The organism is Pseudovibrio sp. M1P-2-3 (assembly GCF_031501865.1).
GTDB classification, from domain to species: domain Bacteria; phylum Pseudomonadota; class Alphaproteobacteria; order Rhizobiales; family Stappiaceae; genus Pseudovibrio; species Pseudovibrio corallicola.
Window position 1 is genome coordinate 122,024 of the sequence record NZ_JARRCW010000002.1, and the last position, 26,512, is coordinate 148,535.

5 protein-coding genes are annotated in these 26,512 nt (G+C 57.4%); all 5 read right to left on the minus strand.

Annotated elements, in window-relative coordinates:
* Positions 1-20 precede the first annotated feature (20 nt).
* The 5 genes from P6574_RS21120 to tnpC all read right to left on the minus strand — a co-directional run bounded on the left by P6574_RS21120 (position 21) and on the right by tnpC (position 26,460).
* On the minus strand, positions 21-19,913 hold the full coding sequence (locus P6574_RS21120; protein ID WP_310622323.1) for a VCBS domain-containing protein: 19,893 nt from the start codon (positions 19,911-19,913) through the stop codon (positions 21-23).
* 10 nt (positions 19,914-19,923) lie between these two features.
* Positions 19,924-21,225, minus strand: a complete 1,302-nt coding sequence (locus tag P6574_RS21125) for an HlyD family type I secretion periplasmic adaptor subunit (protein WP_310622324.1) — start codon at positions 21,223-21,225, stop codon at positions 19,924-19,926.
* 40 nt (positions 21,226-21,265) lie between these two features.
* Positions 21,266-23,179 (minus strand): ATP-binding cassette domain-containing protein, encoded by a 1,914-nt coding sequence (locus tag P6574_RS21130; protein WP_310622325.1) that lies wholly within the window; start codon positions 23,177-23,179, stop codon positions 21,266-21,268.
* Complete coding sequence (locus tag P6574_RS21135; RefSeq protein ID WP_310622326.1) at positions 23,179-24,666, minus strand: ABC transporter family protein; 1,488 nt, start codon at positions 24,664-24,666, stop codon at positions 23,179-23,181. The genes P6574_RS21130 and P6574_RS21135 overlap by 1 nt, the downstream gene beginning before the upstream one ends.
* Before the next feature lie 237 nt (positions 24,667-24,903).
* Complete coding sequence (gene tnpC / locus P6574_RS21140) at positions 24,904-26,460, minus strand: IS66 family transposase (protein ID WP_310622411.1); 1,557 nt, start codon at positions 26,458-26,460, stop codon at positions 24,904-24,906.
* Between the last annotated feature and the right edge of the window lie 52 nt (positions 26,461-26,512).

The following is a 26,512-nucleotide window of genomic DNA, read 5'->3' on the forward strand; positions in this document are numbered from 1 at the left end:
TGAGTTTAGACACTGTAGATCTAATTCGAACCGCTTTCATCCATGGGGTCCGTCGGCTGTATATCTTCGAATGTATCTGATGGGTCCAGCTGTGTATGAATATCGGGTTGGGGATCGCCTGAGTGCAGGCCTCCATCCAACTCGGTTAAGACCTCGTCCGGCACATCAAAGGTTGTAGGCATGGCATATTCAACTCCGACGGCATTAAGATAGGTGCTTCCTTCAAGATCCAATTGTGTTCCAGTTTGACTTTGCATCGCGCCAACGGCTGTCAGGTACGGAAGTAGACTGTCCTCTTCAACCTGTTGGATATCGTCCGTTATGGGTTCATCACTGGCTATTGGAGGAGATGGCGGTGGTAAATGTAAGCCCTCATCCGTCCCATGCACCTCAATTTGAACAGTATGGGTCTGGGTTTCACCATCTGCTGTGTGCACCGCGACTTGAAAACTCTCATGAGCTGTATCTCCATGATCAAGCCCTTGAGTAGTAGTTAGAGAGTTATCAAGTTGGTAATGCCAAGCGCCGTGCTCATTAATGGAAAAATTTCCATAGTTTCCTGAGACCTGTGTTTGTTCTAGAAAGGTGGGCTTATCGCCAGTGTCAGTATCCGTAGCCGTTAGCTGGCCGGAGATTGTATCTCTCAACGCATCTTCTGTAACTGACCCAGTATCCGCTCCAGATATGACGGGATGATCTTCATGACCACTTACATTAACAGTGATTTGTTGATGCAATATAGTGCCATCGGTCGCATGCGCTGTAACAAGGAATGTATCAGTTTCAACCTGCCCACCACTGAGATGCTGAGTATCGGGATTGTGATTATCCAACCGGTAGGACCACGCACCGCTGGCATCTATTTCAAAGTGCCCATAAGTGCCTGAGACAGCATGCTGGCTCTGGAAGGCTACAGTCTCCCCACTGTCAGCATCATGCCCGACAAGCTGCCCTGTGACTGCTTGTATAGCATCTTCCTTTATGGACCCGGTGTGATGACCCGATATAACAGCAGTATCATTGCTGCCCATTATATCAACGGCTACATCTCTCGATATTAATTTCCCGTGGGAATCCGTTGCCTGGATCGTCGCATGATCTTGTATGACATCTCCGTGCTTGAGAGACTGAATTGCGGCCTCCCCATTATTTAGAGCGTAGTGCCAGTTTCCATGGGCATCGACAGTAAAGGTGCCGTGAGAACCATTTGCATTGGGATCAACGGACCACGTGTAGTGATGGGTTTCATCGAGAACGCCATCACCACTTACTGGATCCAAATGGCCACTTACACTCGTCACTTTATCTTCTGTGACCGCTGCTCTTAGCACGCCGCGCAACGTGTAGTCAGGCCCATTGGCAGCCATAGTAACAACAATATGTTGACGTGTTTGATGCCCATCACTATCTGTTGCAACAATTTTAAAAGTTTCCTGCGGGTGTCCTCCCGCTCGTGCTGCTGCTATGAAGGCGTCTTGTTTAGGGCCACTATGAATGAGCTCATAGGTCCAATGGCCATTCGGCTCAATGAGTAACCTGCCAATGTCCGTATCAATATTTGCAGCTTCTCCCGGCACCCAACTTTGGCCATTCACTGTTACAGTCAGCGGATCTTTGTTATCTGCATCGGTAACAAACAACTCTCCTTCCGCATGAAGATGAGTCCAGTTTCCTTGCTTTATTGCCCGTTCTGACTCCAAAGTGCCGCTGATGATTGGATTGTCATCCGTTCCGGCTATCTTGATTGCTACTACAGCAGAGTGTTTTTGACCGGAAGTTTCCGTTACAGGTAACAGGAAGTTTTCTTGTAACCCTTCCCCGGTCTTGAGACCTTGTATAGCCTTGTCGCCGTTGTTCAGCTGATAACTATAGGAGCCGTCTGCATTTACATTTAAAGTACCGTAATTTCCAACATAGGCTCCAGGGTGGTCAATATGCCCGACTTGCTGTCCCGGGATGACCTGCCCCATTGCTGTGATTGAAGAATCTTCTTTCAAACTGGCTGTCGTATGCATCGTGAGTGGGTTGGCAGCTACTACGAAATGGTGTTGCGCAGTAGCCTTCATTCCTGCCAGTGTATTGAGTGTGCCCTGTACCAGAAGGTTTTGGTCTGCAATGGCGGCAATATCTTGCCCTGGAACAGTCACCTGCCATTTATTGCCTTGTACAGTTGCCGAATAATGGATTCCGGCTATTTCAAGATCAACTTTACTTCCGTCAAGAGCATTAGCTGTCTCCCCGTTGATGAGGAGAGGTTTCCCATGCTCTCCGCTGTCAATCAGGTCATCCCCGCCAACACTGTTGATCACAAGTACTGGCCTATCGTGAGCGATATAGACTTTCTGAGTGATAAAATTCCCTGCCTGCATATCATAGAATCTGAAATTGTGATCGCCAGTCAATAGATTGAAGTTGCTACCATCAATCGACCAATGACCACTGGCATCTACTATGGCAGAAGCATTACTCCCATAAAGTAAGACGATTTCATGCCCAGGTGTGCCTGTACCATGATAAACTAGTGTATTATCCGTTGTAATAAAATCAGAATGACTAAGTCCTGTATCCTGACTGATGGACGAAACTGCTAGAGGAATGTGGTTGATATCCAGCAATCCGTGGGAGAGTATTGTTTCATGACCATCTCCAATTGTCATTGTCACTGGGATATCGGTTATTGTTTTGCCGTGAACGGGCGTAAACACCCACTCGCCATTGCTGTTTTGAGCAAATGAGCCATATTGAGCGTCCACATCCACTTGAGTAACTGACAAGTTATCATTGTCAGGATCAGTCGCACCGGCCAACTTCAGCAGATCGCCCGGACTAAATGTTTTTGTTAAACCGTCTGTTACCTCGCCCATATCTACTGGTGCGGCGGATGTTGCTGTCACAACCGGTCGGTCATTGGTACCCGTGAGGTTTATTGTAAGGTTCTGCTGCGCTTGCCCTCCATCTCCATCGGTCACGGTAATGGGTATAGTTAATGCCTTGTGAGCGCCCTCAGCCAAGCTGTTATAAGCCGCATTTGAGGGATCAAATCGATAGTGCCCATTTGCGTCAATTTGAAACCCATCTATCTGGGCTGTGCTGGTATAATGCAAGCTACTCTTAGGACTGTCTATATCCGTCGCTGTCATGTGCCCTGTGACAACTCTTCCGCCCTCCGTTGCTGCAGTTGTCGCAGCACTTAAAACTGGAGCATCATTGGTGCCGCGCAGTTCAACAACAATATTGTGTGTTGTACCATCTGCAGAAGATACCCGGTACGTCGCATGCTCTACTTGCCCTGCGGCAAGTTGCTGAACTTGTTGGTTACTGTTATCTACCACATAACTCCAGTTCCCAGCGGCATCGATGTGTAGGTTCCCCCCAAATGGGTCGGAAATCGCGTGCTCCCCAAACTGGCTGAACTGGAAGTGTTCTTGTGTAGGCCCATCAGGATCGGTGATATTAAGATTCCCGCTGATGACGATACGTCCAGATACTTTGTCTTCTATTGCTGAGCCAGTATCCGTTCCGGAGATTACCGCTTTGTCCGAGGCGGCAGCCAACGTTGTTGTTGCACCCGTGTGTGTTACCCCCCCATGAGCATCATGGACGTCGAAGCCAAAGTGCACTTGCCCGTTGTAATCTTTCTCAGGTGTAAATGTATAAGTTCCATCTTTGTTGTCGCGAACCGAGCCATGATCCACACGTAGGAGTTCGATACTTAATTTACCCACATCATTCGCGTCAACATCAACCGTATTGGCGAGAAGCTGCGCCTTGGTTAGTGTCTGGGAAATATCCTCGGTTCCACTGTTGAGTGTAACCGTAGAAGAACAGTAGGGCCGGTCATTACTGCCGTGAATAGTAATAGTGATGTCATGAGAAGTTCCATCCTTGGAATAAACTGTAATTGTATCTGTTACAGATTGACCGGCGCCCAGCTGGTCGATAGCAGTCCCGTGTGATGTTGCAAGCCCCCCCACGAAACGGTTGCTTCCAGCGTCCGCATGGTAGTGCCATGTGCCATTCGGGTTTAATAGTAAATCTCCATACTGCCCGTGATAATTAAATCCATACCCCTTGCTATCAAATTCTGCTTCTCCTGCATCAGGGTCTGTAATCGTTAGTTGCCCATCTACACTAAGAGTAGTTTTACCCAGTTTCGCCATACCGGGCTGGGCATAATCGGGGGACATGTCAACACCAGCAGTATTCTCTGTAACACTGCCAGTATCTACACCGCCGATCACCGCTGCATTACTTGTGCCAGTAACAGAAATTACGAGGTTCTGGGTATCTGTTGCACCAGATTTGTCAGTGACGGTCACCGGGATTGATAGATGCTGTGTAGCACCTGCCGCCAAGTGTTCATAGGCCGAGTTTGTTGGGTCAAAGTTCCAACTGCCGTCTGCATTCAATACAAAACCTGCAGGCGCGGTTTGAGTCAGAGAATAGGTTTGGCTATCACCATGGTCTACATCTGTGGCTGACATCTGACCAGTTAAGCGCGTGCCCCCCTCTGTTGTAGAAGCGGTTGCGGCCTTTAGAACCGGCGCATCATTGGTCCCATGGATTGTGATCTGGATCTGGTGTGTTGTACCGTCAACCGATTTTATTGTAACAGTATCCGTGGCCGTTTGCGATGCACCCAATTGTTGGATTGCAGGTTTTCGATTATCAATGTAGTAAATGAAGTCTCCATCTTGTTGAAGTAATACGTGACCACCCATCGAGGTGTCGTATCCTATACCCTGATAGGTTTGGGGGCCTTTATTGATATCAAATTTCGCTTCCCCCGGATCTGGGTCACTGATGTCCAGGTGTCCATAGACCTGCAGTTCATAGTGGGTGTTGATGTAACCGCGGTCCTCGGTGACCGATGGAATTTGGGTGTCTGTAATAACCGCTGCATCCCCAACAGCTGTCAATGTCGTTGTTGCGCCTGTGTGTGTCAGACCTCCATGATCATCTTTTACATCATAAGTGAAATGAACAGTGCCATTGTAATCCTTCTCGGGTGTGAACGTGTAGGTTCCATCCTTGTTGTCCTGAATGGAGCCATGGTCTGAATGAAGGTTGGCAATACTCAGCTTTCCAGCGTCATTTGCATCAACATCAACCGTATTCTGGAGCAATTGGGCCGCGGTGATGGTCTGACTTGTATCTTCGGTTCCTGGATGCAAGGAGACTTCAGAAGAACAGTAGGGCCGGTCATTACTGCCATGAATGGTGATGACTATATCGTGCGCAGTTCCGTCTTTTGAGTGGACGGTGATTGTATCCGTGAGGGTCTGGTTTTCACCCAGTTGGTCAATAGCCGTGCCTTGAGATGTCGGTCGCCCACCCACAACTTTTATGTTGCCTGCGTTGGCATGATAGTGCCACTCTCCATTTTCATGCAGCAATAGGTCACCATACTTACCATGGTAATCATAGGCGCCAGATTTTTTGTCAAAGCTGGCTTCGCCAACATCCGGATCAATAATGGTCAATTTTCCACTGACATAAAGAGGAGCCTTGCCAAGCATAGATATATGCGGTTGAGCATAATCAGGGGATTTATCTTCCCCAGCAGCATTCTCCGTAACACTGCCTGTGTCTACACCCGAAATTACAGCCTTGTCGTCGGTGCCGTTGATGGTGACGGTGAGTTGGTGGGCGGTGCCGTCTTTGGAGGTGACGGTGAGGTGGTCGGTGAGCTGGTCGCCATGAGCCAGGCCCTGCACCGCCGGCTGCTGGTTGTTGAGGCTGTAGCTCCACGCGCCGTCGGGCTGGATGGAGAAGCTGCCATGGGCGGCACTCACATGAGACTGCGCCACGAACTGATCCTGACCGGCGTCGGGATCGGTGATGGTGAGCTGACCGCCGGTGTGAAGCGCCGTCTCCTCGGTGACCGCCCCGGTGGCGGTGCCGCCGATCTGGGCCTTGTCGTCGGTGCCGTTGATGGTGACGGTGAGTTGGTGGGCGGTGCCGTCGATGGAGGTGACGGTGAGACTGTCGGTGAGCTGGTCACCATGGGCCAGGCCCTGCACCGCCGGTTGTTGGTTGTTGAGGCTGTAGCTCCATGATCCGTCGGGCTGCACGGTAAAACTGCCATGGGCACCTTGGGCGTTTGGTTGCGCCACGAACTGGTCCTGACCGGCATCGGGATCGGTGATGGTGAGCTGGCCGCCGGTGTGAAGCGCCGTCTCCTCGGTGACCACACCGGTGGCGGTACCGCCGATCTGCGCCTTGTCGTCGGTGCCGTTGATGGTGACGGTGAGTTGGTGGGCGGTGCCGTCGATGGAGGTAACGGTGAGGCTGTCGGTGAGCTGGTCGCCATGGGCCAGGCCCTGCACAGCCGGCTGCTGGTTGTTGAGGCTGTAGCTCCACGAGCCATCGGGCTGCACGGTAAAACTGCCATGGGCGCCTTGGGCGTTTGGTTGCGCCACGAACTGGTCCTGACCGGCATCGGGATCGGTGATGGTGAGCTGACCGCCGGTGTGAAGCGCCGTCTCCTCGGTGACAGTGCCGGTGGCGGTACCGCCGATCTGGGCCTTGTCGTCGGTGCCGTTGATGGTGACGGTGAGTTGGTGGGCGGTGCCATCGATGGAGGTAACGGTGAGGCTGTCGGTGAGCTGGTCGCCATGGGCCAGGCCCTGCACAGCCGGCTGCTGGTTGTTGAGGCTGTAGCTCCACGAGCCATCGGGCTGCACGGTAAAACTGCCATGGGCGCCTTGGGCGTTTGGTTGCGCCACGAACTGGTCCTGACCGGCATCGGGATCGGTGATGGTGAGCTGACCGCCGGTGTGAAGCGCCGTCTCCTCGGTGACAGTGCCGGTGGCGGTACCGCCGATCTGCGCCTTGTCGTCGGTGCCGTTGATGGTGACGGTGAGTTGGTGGGCGGTGCCATCGATGGAGGTAACGGTGAGGCTGTCGGTGAGCTGGTCGCCATGGGCCAGGCCCTGCACCGCCGGTTGTTGGTTGTTGAGGCTGTAGCTCCATGATCCGTCGGGCTGCACGGTAAAACTGCCATGGGCACCTTGGGCGTTTGGTTGCGCCACGAACTGGTCCTGACCGGCATCGGGATCGGTGATGGTGAGCTGGCCGCCGGTGTGAAGCGCCGTCTCCTCGGTGACCACACCGGTGGCGGTACCGCCGATCTGCGCCTTGTCGTCGGTGCCGTTGATGGTGACGGTGAGTTGGTGGGCGGTGCCATCGATGGAGGTAACGGTGAGGCTGTCGGTGAGCTGGTCGCCATGGGCCAGGCCCTGCACAGCCGGCTGCTGGTTGTTGAGGCTGTAGCTCCACGCGCCGTCGGGCTGGATGGAGAAGCTGCCATGGGCGCCTTGGGCGTTTGGTTGCGCCACGAACTGGGCCTGACCGGCGTCGGGATCGGTGATGGTGAGCTGACCGCCGGTGTGAAGCGCCGTCTCCTCGGTGACAGTGCCGGTGGCGGTACCGCCGATCTGGGCCTTGTCGTCGGTGCCGTTGATGGTGACGGTGAGTTGGTGGGCGGTGCCATCGATGGAGGTAACGGTGAGGCTGTCGGTGAGCTGGTCACCATGGGCCAGGCCCTGCACCGCCGGTTGTTGGTTGTTGAGGCTGTAGCTCCACGCGCCGTCGGGCTGGATGGAGAAGCTACCATGGGCGCCTTGGGCGTTTGGTTGCGCCACGAACTGGTCCTGACCGGCATCGGGATCGGTGATGGTGAGCTGGCCGCCGGTGTGAAGCGCGGTCTCTTCGGTGACCACACCGGTGGCGGTACCGCCGATCTGCGCCTTGTCGTCGGTGCCGTTGATGGTGACGGTGAGTTGGTGGGCGGTGCCATCGATGGAGGTAACGGTGAGGCTGTCGGTGAGCTGGTCGCCATGGGCCAGGCCCTGCACCGCCGGCTGCTGGTTGTTGAGGCTGTAGCTCCATGAGCCATCAGGCTGGATGGAGAAGCTGCCATGGGCACCTTGGGCGTTTGGTTGCGCCACGAACTGATCCTGACCGGCGTCAGGATCGGTGATGGTGAGCTGACCGCCGGTGTGAAGCGCCGTCTCCTCGGTGACAGTGCCGGTGGCGGTACCGCCGATCTGCGCCTTGTCATCGGTGCCGTTGATGGTGACGGTGAGTTGGTGGGCGGTGCCATCGATGGAGGTAACGGTGAGGCTGTCGGTGAGCTGGTCGCCATGGGCCAGGCCCTGCACCGCCGGCTGCTGGTTGTTGAGGCTGTAGCTCCACGCGCCGTCGGGCTGGATGGAGAAGCTGCCATGGGCGGCACTCACATGAGACTGCGCCACGAACTGATCCTGACCGGCGTCGGGATCGGTGATGGTGAGCTGACCGCCGGTGTGAAGCGCCGTCTCCTCGGTGACCGCCCCGGTGGCGGTGCCGCCGATCTGCGCCTTGTCGTCGGTGCCGTTGATGGTGACGGTGAGTTGGTGGGCGGTGCCGTCGATGGAGGTGACGGTGAGACTGTCGGTGAGCTGGTCACCATGGGCCAGGCCCTGCACCGCCGGTTGTTGGTTGTTGAGGCTGTAGCTCCATGATCCGTCGGGCTGCACGGTAAAACTGCCATGGGCACCTTGGGCGTTTGGTTGCGCCACGAACTGGTCCTGACCGGCATCGGGATCGGTGATGGTGAGCTGACCGCCGGTGTGAAGCGCCGTCTCCTCGGTGACCACACCGGTGGCGGTACCGCCGATCTGCGCCTTGTCGTCGGTGCCGTTGATGGTGACGGTGAGTTGGTGGGCGGTGCCATCGATGGAGGTAACGGTGAGGCTGTCGGTGAGCTGGTCGCCATGGGCCAGGCCCTGCACAGCCGGCTGCTGGTTGTTGAGGCTGTAGCTCCACGAGCCATCGGGCTGCACGGTAAAACTGCCATGGGCGCCTTGGGCGTTTGGTTGCGCCACGAACTGGTCCTGACCGGCATCGGGATCGGTGATGGTGAGCTGACCGCCGGTGTGAAGCGCCGTCTCCTCGGTGACAGTGCCGGTGGCGGTACCGCCGATCTGGGCCTTGTCGTCGGTGCCGTTGATGGTGACGGTGAGTTGGTGGGCGGTGCCATCGATGGAGGTAACGGTGAGGCTGTCGGTGAGCTGGTCGCCATGGGCCAGGCCCTGCACAGCCGGCTGCTGGTTGTTGAGGCTGTAGCTCCACGAGCCATCGGGCTGCACGGTAAAACTGCCATGGGCGCCTTGGGCGTTTGGTTGCGCCACGAACTGGTCCTGACCGGCATCGGGATCGGTGATGGTGAGCTGACCGCCGGTGTGAAGCGCCGTCTCCTCGGTGACAGTGCCGGTGGCGGTACCGCCGATCTGCGCCTTGTCATCGGTGCCGTTGATGGTGACGGTGAGTTGGTGGGCGGTGCCATCGATGGAGGTAACGGTGAGGCTGTCGGTGAGCTGGTCGCCATGGGCCAGGCCCTGCACCGCCGGTTGTTGGTTGTTGAGGCTGTAGCTCCATGATCCGTCGGGCTGCACGGTAAAACTGCCATGGGCACCTTGGGCGTTTGGTTGCGCCACGAACTGGTCCTGACCGGCATCGGGATCGGTGATGGTGAGCTGGCCGCCGGTGTGAAGCGCCGTCTCCTCGGTGACCACACCGGTGGCGGTACCGCCGATCTGCGCCTTGTCGTCGGTGCCGTTGATGGTGACGGTGAGTTGGTGGGCGGTGCCATCGATGGAGGTAACGGTGAGGCTGTCGGTGAGCTGGTCGCCATGGGCCAGGCCCTGCACAGCCGGCTGCTGGTTGTTGAGGCTGTAGCTCCACGCGCCGTCGGGCTGGATGGAGAAGCTGCCATGGGCGCCTTGGGCGTTTGGTTGCGCCACGAACTGGGCCTGACCGGCGTCGGGATCGGTGATGGTGAGCTGACCGCCGGTGTGAAGCGCCGTCTCCTCGGTGACAGTGCCGGTGGCGGTACCGCCGATCTGGGCCTTGTCGTCGGTGCCGTTGATGGTGACGGTGAGTTGGTGGGCGGTGCCATCGATGGAGGTAACGGTGAGGCTGTCGGTGAGCTGGTCACCATGGGCCAGGCCCTGCACCGCCGGTTGTTGGTTGTTGAGGCTGTAGCTCCATGATCCGTCGGGCTGCACGGTAAAACTGCCATGGGCGCCTTGGGCGTTTGGTTGCGCCACGAACTGGTCCTGACCGGCATCGGGATCGGTGATGGTGAGCTGGCCGCCGGTGTGAAGCGCCGTCTCCTCGGTGACCACACCGGTGGCGGTACCGCCGATCTGCGCCTTGTCGTCGGTGCCGTTGATGGTGACGGTGAGTTGGTGGGCGGTGCCATCGATGGAGGTAACGGTGAGGCTGTCGGTGAGCTGGTCGCCATGGGCCAGGCCCTGCACAGCCGGCTGCTGGTTGTTGAGGCTGTAGCTCCACGCGCCGTCGGGCTGCACGGTAAAACTGCCATGGGCGCCTTGGGCGTTTGGTTGCGCCACGAACTGGTCCTGGCCGGCATCGGGATCGGTGATGGTGAGCTGACCGCCGGTGTGAAGCGCCGTCTCCTCGGTGACAGTGCCGGTGGCGGTACCGCCGATCTGCGCCTTGTCATCGGTGCCGTTGATGGTGACGGTGAGTTGGTGGGCGGTGCCATCGATGGAGGTAACGGTGAGGCTGTCGGTGAGCTGGTCGCCATGGGCCAGGCCCTGCACCGCCGGCTGCTGGTTGTTGAGGCTGTAGCTCCACGCGCCGTCGGGCTGGATGGAGAAGCTGCCATGGGCGGCACTCACATGAGACTGCGCCACGAACTGATCCTGACCGGCGTCGGGATCGGTGATGGTGAGCTGACCGCCGGTGTGAAGCGCCGTCTCCTCGGTGACCGCCCCGGTGGCGGTGCCGCCGATCTGGGCCTTGTCGTCGGTGCCGTTGATGGTGACGGTCAGCTGGTGGGCGGTGCCATCGATGGAGGTGACGGTGAGGCTGTCGGTGAGCTGGTCGCCATGGGTCAGGCCCTGCACCGCCGGCTGCTGGTTGTTGAGGCTGTAGCTCCACGCGCCGTCGGGCTGGATGGAGAAGCTACCATGGGCGCCTTGGGCGTTTGGTTGCGCCACGAACTGGTCCTGACCGGCATCGGGATCGGTGATGGTGAGCTGACCGCCGGTGTGAAGCGCCGTCTCCTCGGTGACAGTGCCGGTGGCGGTACCGCCGATCTGGGCCTTGTCGTCGGTGCCGTTGATGGTGACGGTCAGCTGGTGGGCGGTGCCGTCGATGGAGGTGACGGTGAGACTGTCGGTCAGCTGGTCACCACTCTTCAGGCCCTGCACCGCCGGCTGCTGGTTGTTGAGGCTGTAGCTCCATGAGCCATCAGGCTGGATGGAGAAGCTGCCATGGGCGCCTTGGGCGTTTGGTTGCGCTACGAACTGGTCCTGACCGGCGTCGGGATCGGTGATGGTGAGCTGACCGCCGGTGTGAAGCGCCGTCTCCTCGGTGACAGTGCCGGTGGCGGTACCGCCGATCTGGGCCTTGTCATCGGTGCCGTTGATGGTGACGGTGAGTTGGTGGGCGGTGCCATCGATGGAGGTAACGGTGAGGCTGTCGGTGAGCTGGTCGCCATGGGTCAGGCCCTGCACCGCCGGCTGCTGGTTGTTGAGGCTGTAGCTCCATGATCCGTCGGGCTGCACGGTAAAACTGCCATGGGCACCTTGGGCGTTTGGTTGCGCCACGAACTGGTCCTGACCGGCATCGGGATCGGTGATGGTGAGCTGGCCGCCGGTGTGAAGCGCCGTCTCCTCGGTGACAGTGCCGGTGGCGGTACCGCCGATCTGCGCCTTGTCGTCGGTGCCGTTGATGGTGACGGTCAGCTGGTGGGCGGTGCCATCGATGGAGGTAACGGTGAGGCTGTCGGTGAGCTGGTCGCCATGGGCCAGACCCTGCACCGCCGGTTGTTGGTTGTTGAGGCTGTAGCTCCATGATCCGTCGGGCTGCACGGTAAAACTGCCATGGGCGCCTTGGGCGTTTGGTTGCGCCACGAACTGATCCTGACCGGCATCGGGATCGGTGATGGTGAGCTGGCCACCGGTGTGAAGCGCTGTCTCCTCGGTGACCGCCCCGGTGGTGGTGCCGCCGATCTGGGCCTTGTCGTCGGTGCCGTTGATGGTGACGGTCAGCTGGTGGGCGGTGCCATCGATGGAGGTGACGGTGAGGCTGTCGGTGAGCTGGTCACCATGGGCCAGGCCCTGCACAGCCGGCTGCTGGTTGTTGAGGCTGTAGCTCCACGAGCCATCGGGCTGCACGGTAAAACTGCCATGGGCGCCTTGGGCGTTTGGTTGCGCCACGAACTGGTCCTGACCGGCATCGGGATCGGTGATGGTGAGCTGACCGCCGGTGTGAAGCGCCGTCTCCTCGGTGACAGTGCCGGTGGCGGTACCGCCGATCTGCGCCTTGTCATCGGTGCCGTTGATGGTGACGGTGAGTTGGTGGGCGGTGCCGTCGATGGAGGTGACGGTGAGACTGTCGGTCAGCTGGTCACCACTCTTCAGGCCCTGCACCGCCGGCTGCTGGTTGTTGAGGCTGTAGCTCCATGAGCCATCAGGCTGGATGGAGAAGCTGCCATGGGCGCCTTGGGCGTTTGGTTGCGCTACGAACTGGTCCTGACCGGCGTCGGGATCGGTGATGGTGAGCTGACCGCCGGTGTGAAGCGCCGTCTCCTCGGTGACAGTGCCGGTGGCGGTACCGCCGATCTGGGCCTTGTCATCGGTGCCGTTGATGGTGACGGTGAGTTGGTGGGCGGTGCCATCGATGGAGGTAACGGTGAGGCTGTCGGTGAGCTGGTCGCCATGGGTCAGGCCCTGCACCGCCGGCTGCTGGTTGTTGAGGCTGTAGCTCCACGAGCCGTCGGGCTGCACGGTAAAGCTGCCATGGGCGCCTTGGGCGTTTGGTTGCGCCACGAACTGGTCCTGACCGGCATCGGGATCGGTGATGGTGAGATGACCGCCGGTGTGAAGCGCCGTCTCCTCGGTGACAGTGCCGGTGGCGGTACCGCCGATCTGCGCCTTGTCGTCGGTGCCGTTGATGGTGACGGTCAGCTGGTGGGCGGTGCCATCGATGGAGGTAACGGTGAGGCTGTCGGTGAGCTGGTCACCATGGGCCAGACCCTGCACCGCCGGTTGTTGGTTGTTGAGGCTGTAGCTCCATGATCCGTCGGGCTGCACGGTAAAACTGCCATGGGCGCCTTGGGCGTTTGGTTGCGCTACGAACTGGTCCTGACCGGCGTCGGGATCGGTGATGGTGAGCTGACCGCCGGTGTGAAGCGCCGTCTCCTCGGTGACAGTGCCGGTGGCGGTACCGCCGATCTGCGCCTTGTCGTCGGTGCCGTTGATGGTGACGGTGAGTTGGTGGGCGGTGCCATCGATGGAGGTAACGGTGAGGCTGTCGGTGAGCTGGTCACCATGGGCCAGGCCCTGCACCGCCGGTTGTTGGTTGTTGAGGCTGTAGCTCCATGATCCGTCGGGCTGCACGGTAAAACTGCCATGGGCACCTTGGGCGTTTGGTTGCGCCACGAACTGGTCCTGACCGGCATCGGGATCGGTGATGGTGAGCTGACCGCCGGTGTGAAGCGCCGTCTCCTCGGTGACAGTGCCGGTGGCGGTACCGCCGATCTGCGCCTTGTCGTCGGTGCCGTTGATGGTGACGGTGAGTTGGTGGGCGGTGCCATCGATGGAGGTAACGGTGAGGCTGTCGGTGAGCTGGTCACCATGGGCCAGGCCCTGCACCGCCGGTTGTTGGTTGTTGAGGCTGTAGCTCCATGATCCGTCGGGCTGCACGGTAAAACTGCCATGGGCACCTTGGGCGTTTGGTTGCGCCACGAACTGGTCCTGACCGGCATCGGGATCGGTGATGGTGAGCTGGCCGCCGGTGTGAAGCGCCGTCTCCTCGGTGACCGCCCCGGTGGCGGTGCCGCCGATCTGGGCCTTGTCGTCGGTGCCGTTGATGGTGACGGTCAGCTGGTGGGCGGTGCCATCGATGGAGGTGACGGTGAGGCTGTCGGTGAGCTGGTCACCATGGGCCAGGCCCTGCACCGCCGGCTGCTGGTTGTTGAGGCTGTAGCTCCACGAGCCATCGGGCTGCACGGTAAAACTGCCATGGGCGCCTTGGGCGTTTGGTTGCGCCACGAACTGGTCCTGACCGGCATCGGGATCGGTGATGGTGAGCTGACCGCCGGTGTGAAGCGCCGTCTCCTCGGTGACAGTGCCGGTGGCGGTACCGCCGATCTGCGCCTTGTCGTCGGTGCCGTTGATGGTGACGGTGAGTTGGTGGGCGGTGCCATCGATGGAGGTAACGGTGAGGCTGTCGGTGAGCTGGTCGCCATGGGCCAGGCCCTGCACAGCCGGCTGCTGGTTGTTGAGGCTGTAGCTCCATGAGCCATCAGGCTGGATGGAGAAGCTGCCATGGGCGGCACTCACATGAGACTGCGCCACGAACTGATCCTGACCGGCGTCGGGATCGGTGATGGTGAGCTGACCGCCGGTGTGAAGCGCCGTCTCCTCGGTGACAGTGCCGGTGGCGGTACCGCCGATCTGCGCCTTGTCGTCGGTGCCGTTGATGGTGACGGTGAGTTGGTGGGCGGTGCCATCGATGGAGGTGACGGTGAGGCTGTCGGTGAGCTGGTCGCCATGGGCCAGGCCCTGCACAGCCGGCTGCTGGTTGTTGAGGCTGTAGCTCCACGAGCCATCGGGCTGCACGGTAAAACTGCCATGGGCGCCTTGGGCGTTTGGTTGCGCCACGAACTGGTCCTGACCGGCATCGGGATCGGTGATGGTGAGCTGACCGCCGGTGTGAAGCGCCGTCTCCTCGGTGACAGTGCCGGTGGCGGTACCGCCGATCTGCGCCTTGTCATCGGTGCCGTTGATGGTGACGGTGAGTTGGTGGGCGGTGCCGTCGATGGAGGTGACGGTGAGACTGTCGGTCAGCTGGTCACCACTCTTCAGGCCCTGCACCGCCGGCTGCTGGTTGTTGAGGCTGTAGCTCCATGAGCCATCAGGCTGGATGGAGAAGCTGCCATGGGCGCCTTGGGCGTTTGGTTGCGCTACGAACTGGTCCTGACCGGCGTCGGGATCGGTGATGGTGAGCTGACCGCCGGTGTGAAGCGCCGTCTCCTCGGTGACAGTGCCGGTGGCGGTACCGCCGATCTGGGCCTTGTCATCGGTGCCGTTGATGGTGACGGTGAGTTGGTGGGCGGTGCCATCGATGGAGGTAACGGTGAGGCTGTCGGTGAGCTGGTCGCCATGGGTCAGGCCCTGCACCGCCGGCTGCTGGTTGTTGAGGCTGTAGCTCCACGAGCCGTCGGGCTGCACGGTAAAGCTGCCATGGGCGCCTTGGGCGTTTGGTTGCGCCACGAACTGGTCCTGACCGGCATCGGGATCGGTGATGGTGAGCTGACCGCCGGTGTGAAGCGCCGTCTCCTCGGTGACAGTGCCGGTGGCGGTACCGCCGATCTGCGCCTTGTCGTCGGTGCCGTTGATGGTGACGGTCAGCTGGTGGGCGGTGCCATCGATGGAGGTAACGGTGAGGCTGTCGGTGAGCTGGTCACCATGGGCCAGACCCTGCACCGCCGGTTGTTGGTTGTTGAGGCTGTAGCTCCATGATCCGTCGGGCTGCACGGTAAAACTGCCATGGGCGCCTTGGGCGTTTGGTTGCGCCACGAACTGATCCTGACCGGCATCGGGATCGGTGATGGTGAGCTGGCCACCGGTGTGAAGCGCTGTCTCCTCGGTGACCGCCCCGGTGGTGGTGCCGCCGATCTGGGCCTTGTCGTCGGTGCCGTTGATGGTGACGGTCAGCTGGTGGGCGGTGCCATCGATGGAGGTGACGGTGAGGCTGTCGGTGAGCTGGTCACCATGGGCCAGGCCCTGCACCGCCGGCTGCTGGTTGTTGAGGCTGTAGCTCCATGAGCCATCAGGCTGGATGGAGAAGCTGCCATGGGCGCCTTGGGCGTTTGGTTGCGCTACGAACTGGTCCTGACCGGCGTCGGGATCGGTGATGGTGAGCTGACCGCCGGTGTGAAGCGCCGTCTCCTCGGTGACAGTGCCGGTGGCGGTACCGCCGATCTGCGCCTTGTCGTCGGTGCCGTTGATGGTGACGGTGAGTTGGTGGGCGGTGCCATCGATGGAGGTAACGGTGAGGCTGTCGGTGAGCTGGTCACCATGGGCCAGGCCCTGCACCGCCGGTTGTTGGTTGTTGAGGCTGTAGCTCCATGATCCGTCGGGCTGCACGGTAAAACTGCCATGGGCACCTTGGGCGTTTGGTTGCGCCACGAACTGGTCCTGACCGGCATCGGGATCGGTGATGGTGAGCTGGCCGCCGGTGTGAAGCGCCGTCTCCTCGGTGACCGCCCCGGTGGCGGTGCCGCCGATCTGGGCCTTGTCGTCGGTGCCGTTGATGGTGACGGTCAGCTGGTGGGCGGTGCCATCGATGGAGGTGACGGTGAGGCTGTCGGTGAGCTGGTCACCATGGGCCAGGCCCTGCACCGCCGGCTGCTGGTTGTTGAGGCTGTAGCTCCACGAGCCATCGGGCTGCACGGTAAAACTGCCATGGGCGCCTTGGGCGTTTGGTTGCGCCACGAACTGGTCCTGACCGGCATCGGGATCGGTGATGGTGAGCTGACCGCCGGTGTGAAGCGCCGTCTCCTCGGTGACAGTGCCGGTGGCGGTACCGCCGATCTGCGCCTTGTCGTCGGTGCCGTTGATGGTGACGGTGAGTTGGTGGGCGGTGCCATCGATGGAGGTAACGGTGAGGCTGTCGGTGAGCTGGTCGCCATGGGCCAGGCCCTGCACCGCCGGCTGCTGGTTGTTGAGGCTGTAGCTCCATGAGCCATCAGGCTGGATGGAGAAGCTGCCATGGGCGCCTTGGGCGTTTGGTTGCGCTACGAACTGGTCCTGACCGGCGTCGGGATCGGTGATGGTGAGCTGACCGCCGGTGTGAAGCGCCGTCTCCTCGGTGACAGTGCCGGTGGCGGTACCGCCGATCTGGGCCTTGTCGTCGGTGCCGTTGATGGTGACGGTGAGTTGGTGGGCGGTGCCATCGATGGAGGTGACGGTGAGGCTGTCGGTGAGCTGGTCACCATGGGCCAGGCCCTGCACCGCCGGCTGCTGGTTGTTGAGGCTGTAGCTCCACGAGCCATCGGGCTGCACGGTAAAGCTGCCATGGGCGCCTTGGGCGTTTGGTTGCGCCACGAACTGGTCCTGACCGGCATCGGGATCGGTGATGGTGAGCTGACCGCCGGTGTGAAGCGCCGTCTCCTCGGTGACAGTGCCGGTGGCGGTACCGCCGATCTGCGCCTTGTCGTCGGTGCCGTTGATGGTGACGGTGAGTTGGTGGGCGGTGCCATCGATGGAGGTAACGGTGAGGCTGTCGGTGAGCTGGTCACCATGGGCCAGGCCCTGCACCGCCGGTTGTTGGTTGTTGAGGCTGTAGCTCCATGATCCGTCGGGCTGCACGGTAAAACTGCCATGGGCACCTTGGGCGTTTGGTTGCGCCACGAACTGGTCCTGACCGGCATCGGGATCGGTGATGGTGAGCTGGCCGCCGGTGTGAAGCGCCGTCTCCTCGGTGACCGCCCCGGTGGCGGTGCCGCCGATCTGGGCCTTGTCGTCGGTGCCGTTGATGGTGACGGTCAGCTGGTGGGCGGTGCCATCGATGGAGGTGACGGTGAGGCTGTCGGTGAGCTGGTCACCATGGGCCAGGCCCTGCACCGCCGGCTGCTGGTTGTTGAGGCTGTAGCTCCACGAGCCATCGGGCTGCACGGTAAAACTGCCATGGGCGCCTTGGGCGTTTGGTTGCGCCACGAACTGGTCCTGACCGGCATCGGGATCGGTGATGGTGAGCTGACCGCCGGTGTGAAGCGCCGTCTCCTCGGTGACAGTGCCGGTGGCGGTACCGCCGATCTGCGCCTTGTCGTCGGTGCCGTTGATGGTGACGGTGAGTTGGTGGGCGGTGCCATCGATGGAGGTAACGGTGAGGCTGTCGGTGAGCTGGTCGCCATGGGCCAGGCCCTGCACAGCCGGCTGCTGGTTGTTGAGGCTGTAGCTCCATGAGCCATCAGGCTGGATGGAGAAGCTGCCATGGGCGGCACTCACATGAGACTGCGCCACGAACTGATCCTGACCGGCGTCGGGATCGGTGATGGTGAGCTGACCGCCGGTGTGAAGCGCCGTCTCCTCGGTGACAGTGCCGGTGGCGGTACCGCCGATCTGCGCCTTGTCGTCGGTGCCGTTGATGGTGACGGTGAGTTGGTGGGCGGTGCCATCGATGGAGGTGACGGTGAGGCTGTCGGTGAGCTGGTCGCCATGGGCCAGGCCCTGCACAGCCGGCTGCTGGTTGTTGAGGCTGTAGCTCCACGAGCCATCGGGCTGCACGGTAAAACTGCCATGGGCGCCTTGGGCGTTTGGTTGCGCCACGAACTGGTCCTGACCGGCATCGGGATCGGTGATGGTGAGCTGACCGCCGGTGTGAAGCGCCGTCTCCTCGGTGACAGTGCCGGTGGCGGTACCGCCGATCTGCGCCTTGTCGTCGGTGCCGTTGATGGTGACGGTGAGTTGGTGGGCGGTGCCATCGATGGAGGTGACGGTGAGGCTGTCGGTGAGCTGGTCGCCATGGGCCAGGCCCTGCACCGCCGGCTGCTGGTTGTTGAGGCTGTAGCTCCACGCGCCGTCGGGCTGGATGGAGAAGCTGCCATGGGCGGCACTCACATGAGACTGCGCCACGAACTGATCCTGACCGGCGTCGGGATCGGTGATGGTGAGCTGACCGCCGGTGTGAAGCGCCGTCTCCTCGGTGACAGTGCCAATCGAAAGTCCACTAATAACAGCTCTATCTTGAGTACCTTGAATTCCAATGACTATTTGATGAGAGGTTCCATCGACACTATGAACCTGAAAGGTTTCGTAGCCTCTGCTACCTTCCGTTAAGCTTTGAACCTGAGGAAGTCCATTGTTTAGAGAGTATGACCAATGCCCTGAACTATCGATTTTTAAACTACCAAAACTGCTAGTAAGACTTTCGGGTTTAAAGGCAGCTTCCCCAGGATCAGGGTCAGTAATGTTCAATTGGCCAGTAACAGTAACCAATTTATCTTCGACAACTGTGCCCTGATTCCGACCGGATATAATTGCACCATCGGGGGTCGGCGCAATCTGGTACGGCAGCAGTGCTTGAGAATTTTTTCCGTCTGGTTGAACGGCGATAACCGTGAGAAAGCCATGACCGGACCAATCCGGCGGCGGTGTCATCTTTAGCTGGCTGATATCAGTACCGGGGTCTATTAGCCAGTGTCCTTGTGGGTCGGTATGACCAAGGTTCAGATGAGCTCCTTTTGGAACACCAGTGATCACAAGAGTAACGCCATCACCATTGCCGTGACTGTCTACTGTGCGAATGTGCAGTGGTAGGTCCTTATCCTCTTTACCTTGCGCCGTTAGAGCAGCAACTGCAGGTGTTCCGTTTTGACCTGCACTGACTACATTCCCAGTCTGCTTGTGTCCTGAACCACCACCACCTCCTCCCCCTCCACTTGTAGAGTGACCGGCATGAAAAGATGAAGTACCCGCAAGGCTTCCGTTTCCCAGATTAGGGAGAATATAATGAGAAGCCGCGCTTGCTGCACCCTTGCTACCAACAGGATCTGTTCCGGTATGAATTGGATGCAAGCCCGAAATTGGGTTGCCTATCCCCGTAGGTTCACTACCTTGTGCGGCGGGAGGCGTATCTGGTGCTTCCGGGGCGCTAGTCCCCAACAGTTTTCCTAGCCCTTCCCCTGAAAAAACAAGCTCTCGGTGAGGTTGAGGGGAAGAGCCATGAAGCTCTTCCCCTGAAGGTTTATGGAGTTCCTGCATAGTTTCCGGCGTCAAAGGCTCAGGATTTATTGTGACCCAGCCGAAAATTTCTTCTGGAGAAATTTGAGCTTTAGCTGCTTTTTTCAGCAAAGATAGTTTTTCCATGGGAGCTTTACTGCTCATGATAAACCTCTCAACGCTCTGACAGGGCAAGATCCAGATTTGTGTAAACTGGCTTCCAAATATACTGGAATACCGTTTTGGAACCGGTGAGGATATCTGCTTCACCGGTCATACCGGATTGAAGCGTTAGACCTGCTTTAGGCTCTCGGAAAAAAGTGCGGTCCACGCCAACTTCAACCAAGTAAAACGGCACACCCCGTTCATCCATATGTGTCGTTGGAGAGACTTCTTTGACAACCCCGTTTAAGGCACCATAACGGCTAAAATCGAAGCTATCTATTTTCAATCTGACTGGTTGCCCAACTTCGACAAAGCCGACATCTCTGGGCGATAGTCTGCCTTTGAACTGCAACCCACCTTCAATTGGAACCAAGGTAATGACAACGCCGCCAGGGTCTATAACATCCCCTATGGTCTCATCAGGGAGGGATTGGACAATGCCGGCAACCGGAGTACGTACGACAGTTTCCTCCAGTCGTTGCTTTAACCCTTTTACTTCTGCCCGTAGTGCTCTGCGTTCGCCGGTTGCCTCCGCGATGCGAGTACGGGCTTTTGCCGCCTGATCCAGATCAATCCCAACAAGCTGTGACTGTAGTTGCTCCACTTGAGCTTCCAGTATGCTTTTACGCCCAGCCAGCTGCGCCAATTCAAAGCGGTATCTGGCAGCTTGCTCTCGAAGTTCGACAAGCCGCGGACGTGAAGAAAGGCCACGCCCAACCAACCCTTCCTCGATGCTACGCTCTTCTTCCGCAACGGTAATTTGCGCCATCAGTTCAGGTTTTTCAGCCTCAACGGCGGCAATTTCTGCTTTTTTTTCCATTATTTGGGCTTCTAAAACGTCTTTTTGGGAGCGCATCAGATCACGTTGGGCCGGTAATGCTGCAATCTCTTTTAGAACGAGTTCAGGATACTGATCCCCCAACTGCCCAAAGTTTGGCTGACGTTTGTCGACCAGCGCGCTGAGCCGCTCAATCTCTAGCGAAAGCCCAGCAATACGGGCTTGTGCTGCTTCAAGCTCTGAACGGGCTTCAGTTTGATCAAGGAGGGCAACTCTGTCTCCTGCATTTACAGTTTGCCCGAGTTTTACGTCGATCTGTATAAGATGCCCACCATGACGACTTTCAACTCGTTGAACTTGAGCGACCGGTTCTACTGTACCTCTTGCCTTGGCAATTTCATCAAGGGGGGTGAATATCATCCAGATAATTAGAAGGGCGATACCAACTATTGTGACAATAGCTGCCCTTTTTTTCCACTTAAAGACTTGGGTGTCCCCGAGCTCAAAACTGTGTTCACCTTTTTCCTTTGTCATTTAGTGTCTCCGGTCCAGTTCAGCCACTTGACTTGTTTTATTAATTTTGAGTTGGTGCTTGTACTGGGCCAAAGTAGGCCTGAGCACCATTTTCCAAAACAATAGCCAAATCGGCTTGGGGTACTAAATCAGTATCGTGGCTAGAGAAAAATACAGTTGCTTTGCCGCGCTTTTCTTCAAGAAACTGTTTGATTATTTTTCGGCAGTACTCACCGCCAGAGGAGAGAGGATCATCGAGAATATATAAAGGAGCATCTTTTTGGGTCACGCCTTGCCAGGCTTCCCGCTCAGCTTCAACTATAGACCTTCGGCCCTGACTATTGGGCCCGTGTGTACTTGATTTATTCGAGCGCGGATTTGCATCCAGATAGGCGCAATATTCCGCCATATCGTCACTATCATATTGGGAAACAGTACGGCCATTAATGTAGTAGCCGCCCGATTGTGCCCTCAAGTACCCAGCAATTATTCTTAGGAGGGTCGTTTTACCTGAGGAGTTAGGACCAATAACCGCGACAACACTTCCATGAGGAACATCGAACGTGATTCCAGAACACGCGGGCCCCAGCCCTCCATCATAACGAAAGTATACTCCTTGTGCTGATAAAGTAGACACATTTTGAGGAAAAGGCTCTTGTGAGTGAACATTATGTGCCACCGTCGGGAGCTGCATGGAATCGCGCAGTTGCCGCCATGCTACCCAGATACTTCCAAGTCGTGGTAAAGCAAAAAACAGAGCCTGAGCTGGTGCTGTTACTCTCCATGTCAACAACATGGTGCCAATCAGTGCTCCTGGCGTTATGGAACCGGCAAGCGCAAGATCCACTCCTATAATCAAGGTCAAGAGAGCGGTACCGGTACCCAAAGCAGTTCCCAGAGACTGCACTGCAGCCATGCGCTTTTGCAATTTCACGTTGTGCGGTATAATCGCCATCATAGACCGTTCAAACCGCTGCAGCCATGTATTAGCAAGACCGCTGCGGTAAATCGCGCCTTGGCTATCAACCACCTCTGATGTCATACTCTGTTTTATTTGTGAAAGACGTGCCACCTGTGGGTCCGTTGGCGGGCTTGTCTTAATAAGGAATATGCCAAAACCCCAAAAAAACAGCAAATAAGCTGCGGGTATAAGCGCCAGAATACCACCAACAAAAATAAGTGCAATCAGAGTGAGTACAAGAAAAGGGGCATCGTATATGGCAGCAATATTGGGACTGGCGAAAATGCCTGCCGCTTGTTCGCTCGACTTCAAACGAGACCCGAGTGCATCAGTTGACATTCTCTGTTTCACGGCTAGCGGTTGCCTGAAGATTTTTTGGGCAACAGCTAAACAGATACTTGCTGATAAACGTGCGTATTCTGCAGCTGCCAGATTGGAGCGAATGCGCCTTAGGGTAATCATCAGTATTAGAACAATCGTCACGCCACCAAGGAGTGCAGGAAGCGTGGCAATTGCCCCTCCCCCAAGAACACGGTCATAAACCGCCATGGTAAAGAAGGGGACACTTAAAGCACACAAGTTGATACCCAGAGACTGCCAGGCAACAGCAAAGGCGCCCTGTCGGCTTCGCTTCACAAAATCTGCATAGGAAACTTCTGCCATTAAGGCTTCTGGCAGCAAACGAATATGTAATAAGTTTTTTGAGGCGCGAATATGATCCGCAGTACACTTTGTATCACTGGGAATGAGCGTTTCTTTTCCTGCACAGCGCACGAGTGCCACCCATTGACCATGATGACGGGTCACAATCGCGCCTTCAAGTCCATCACTCCAGCTGACCGGGAGACGGTGATAGTGTATCGCGGTAGCCCCAAGTAATGCACAGGCCTGCTCAATCTGGCGGATATGTTCGGTATTTTGTTGCCCCAACACAGCTTCCACCAGCTTCTTGCTTCTCCGGCCGCCAAGCGCCGCCAAGGTTTCAAACAAAAAATTTGCAGCGTTCTTGCTCATTATGCCACCATTGCACTTTGGGGATCGAAACACTCAGGTATATACCGATCAGCAATGGCATGCAGTTCGGGTGAGGCCGTCGTCATGATGACAGTTACAGACCCCCTTAATGTCGCAAGTGTTCGTTTCAGTGATTTTATTCCTGCTGCATCCAGCGAGATGTCAGGGCGTTCCAAAATGACTAGTTTGGCATTTCCCACGAAGGCCTGCACAAGAGCCGCCCGTTTTACGGCTCCATCAGACAAGGGGGGCATGCCTTGAGCCCCAACCTCAGTTCTGTAACCGTCGACGAGCCGCCCTACCATTGCATCGAGCCCAAACATTTCCGAAAGCTGAAAAGCCTCCCGCTCCAAACCCGGGGTAAAGCGGGTCAGGTTTTCCAAAATACTCCCTCTTTGTAATTCGGACCGAGCTGGGACGTATCTTGTATTCTCATTTACACTCAGTGTCCTCTGACCTTCAGGCCAAAGTTGATCGACAAGCTCACGCAGAACTTCAAAGGCTTCTTGATCGGGGCTTTCATTGATAACTATTATCTCGCCCGAGCTAGCTTCCACCTGGCTTTCTCGCAATGAAATTAAGGTTGGCTGGTTAACCTGATTAAGCTCGGGAAACTCACTCTCTGGTATATATTCAGAGGCAATCTTGGCAGGTGTTTGCCGCATTAAGGTAGCTGCAATGCCCATAAGCTGAGCCGAAGCACGCCCTCCCAGTAGAGTACATGCAGCCAAGCCGCCAGTTGTCATGTTTCCGGCGAGCACCGAGGTTGCTCCAAACCCCACAACAAGGACAGTTGTCAGCAAAGCCCCACTTTGCAACAAATCCTGCTGTAGACTGGAAATCCGCTCGACTTTCTCCAATGCAATTGCACTGTTCCGCTTTTGCATACTGAAGGCGTTGAAAACCGCCCCAAAACAACCCAGAAAAATTCGATGTGGGGCCAACTTACTTATACTGCCCTCCAAATCGCGAAGGGCAGAATCTTGCTCAGCTGTGTCCCTTAGCGCTGTTCTATATGTATTTTTGTAATAGAGAAATAGAAGGGCGGAGCCCCCCCCCACAATGAGTGGAGCCAGAACCACTATTCCACCGAGATACCAAATGAGAATGAGAAAAACGACAGCAAAGGGGGTGTCGTAAAGACCTATACGACTTTGCCCAACCCCTACATCTTTTGCCTTGTTTACAGAGGATATGGCACGGTGTGCCATCTCAGTTGAGTAACCACCATAAATGAGATTGGAGACAATTCGCTGCCAAAGGGGGTAATCATTTTTCGCTGATAGTATTGCAAATATATCAGAGCGAACAATTCGCAGGAACGCGGCAAGCAGAAGTGCAACAAGAACCGCAAAGAAAATTACAGCAGCAGTACCCCACGATTTATTGGGTAGAATTCTATCGTAGACTTGTAACAGAGCTAGAGGAAGAGCTAGGGCACAGATATTGACGCATACAGTGAGAAGACTCAGCCAAATGCGAGACATGACGAATACCTTTTTGAGGACATAGTAAACCGCTCAACTTTCCTCCATCAAGCACCCCTGTTGTTTAGGGTTAGCCATTTACGTATTTGCGGCAAATAAACTATGGGCTTGGATCAGTACTCATTAACCTGAATGTAAGCGACGTTTTAATATTATTTAATGATCCGTAGTTATTTCGATATAGGTATCGTAACAAGCCGAAAGCCCTGATATTACAATGCAGCTCCGCACTTCAAACTATTCGCATTCAGGCTCCGCCTGTTTTTGAGCAGCCTCAAAATTCCACGGCAGTAGTTCATGGATGCGTTTCTGCTTGTGTCCGTTGGCGATTCTGGTCAGCGTTGTGGTGAGGTATGCCTGCGGGTTGATACCAGTCAGTTTGCAGGTCTCCATCAGTGACGCCAGAACGGCCCACGTCTTGCCGCCCGCATCATGGCCTGCAAAGAGAGCATTCTTACGATTAAGAGCCACAGGTCTGATCGTCCGCTCGACACAGTTGCTGTCCAGCTCGATGCGGCCATCGGTCAGAAACAACGTCAAGCCATCCCACAGTTTGGCAATATAGGTGAGGGCCTTGCCCAACGGGCATTTGGGCGACACGCGGGCGCGATGAGTGCTGAGCCATTGATGGAAGGCCTCAATAAGCGGTTTGCTGTGCTGCTGCCGTGCCTGGTGCCGCAGCTCTGCCGACTGACCGCGGATACGCTCTTCGATTTTATAAAGCTGTCCAATCTGGCGCAGGCCTTGTTCAGCTATGGGCGCTGATTTGTTGCGGGCCACTTCAAACAGTTTACGGCGGGCATGGGCCCAGCAATAAGCCAGAGGAACCGGGGAACCTTGTCGCTCCTGCAATCGATTATAACCGGTATAGCCATCCACCTGCAGCATCCCTTCAAACCCTTGCAAGATCGCTTCTGCCACCGTGCCAGATCGGGAGGGGGCGTAGGTAAACACCACGCCGGGCGGCTCCGCCCCGCTCCACGCCCGATCATCCCGGGCAAGTGCCCAGAGGTACCCTGTTTTGGTTTTCCGGCGCCCGGGATCTTGAACCGGCACCACGGTCTCATCCATGAACAACTTACTGGAGCCTTTGAGGTGGTCCTTTAGCGCCTCATAGACGGGGGTAAGTTCATAGGCACAGCGGCCCATCCAGTCGGCCAGTGTCGAGCGGTCGAGCTCAAGGCCCTGACGGGCATAAATCTGGGCTTGCCGGTAGAGGGGAAGATAGTCGCCATACTTTGAGATAACCACATGGGCCAGCAGCGCTTCGGTGGGCAGACCGGCCTCCACAATATGGCTTGGGGCTGGCGCCTGCGTAATGCCCTCTTCACAGGTACGGCAGGCATATTTGGGACGGCGGGTGACAATCACCCGAAACTGGGCCGGAATCACATCCAGGCGCTCCGATACATCCTCCCCGATCTGATGGTACGCATGACCACAGGTACAGGTGGTGCTCTCAGGCATCACCATCACCTCAATCCGGGGCAGATGGGTCGGCAGATTGCCGCGGTTGGTGTTGCGTTTCTTCTTGTCCTTTTTCTTAGGCTGGCTGTCTTCGTCCGCTTCAGCCTGAACAGACGCGATTGCGGTTTCCAGTTCTTCCAGTTGCAACTGGATCTGGTCCGGATGGATCTTTTCCGATCTTGAACCAAACAAGGCGCGCTTGTAATCTGCCAGCAGTTTTTCCAGCTGTACGATACGCGCATCCTGCGCCGTTACCCGCTGTTCAGCGGCGGCGAGCTTGACTTTTAACATGTCAATGTCATCGGGACAGGAAGCAGGATTTTGCATGGCAAAGGTATAGCAGAAACAGTCAGTTACCCCTAGGTCACTCATTGGATAT

Bases quoted from the DNA above. Each gene is read 5' to 3' on its own strand.
- P6574_RS21120 (WP_310622323.1), bottom strand. From the start codon at position 19,913: ATGAGCAGTAAAGCTCCCATGGAAAAACTATCTTTGCTGAAAAAAGCA.
- P6574_RS21125 (WP_310622324.1), bottom strand. From the start codon at position 21,225: ATGACAAAGGAAAAAGGTGAACACAGTTTTGAGCTCGGGGACACCCAA.
- P6574_RS21130 (WP_310622325.1), bottom strand. From the start codon at position 23,179: ATGAGCAAGAACGCTGCAAATTTTTTGTTTGAAACCTTGGCGGCGCTT.
- P6574_RS21135 (WP_310622326.1), bottom strand. From the start codon at position 24,666: ATGTCTCGCATTTGGCTGAGTCTTCTCACTGTATGCGTCAATATCTGT.
- tnpC (WP_310622411.1), bottom strand. From the start codon at position 26,460: ATGCAAAATCCTGCTTCCTGTCCCGATGACATTGACATGTTAAAAGTC.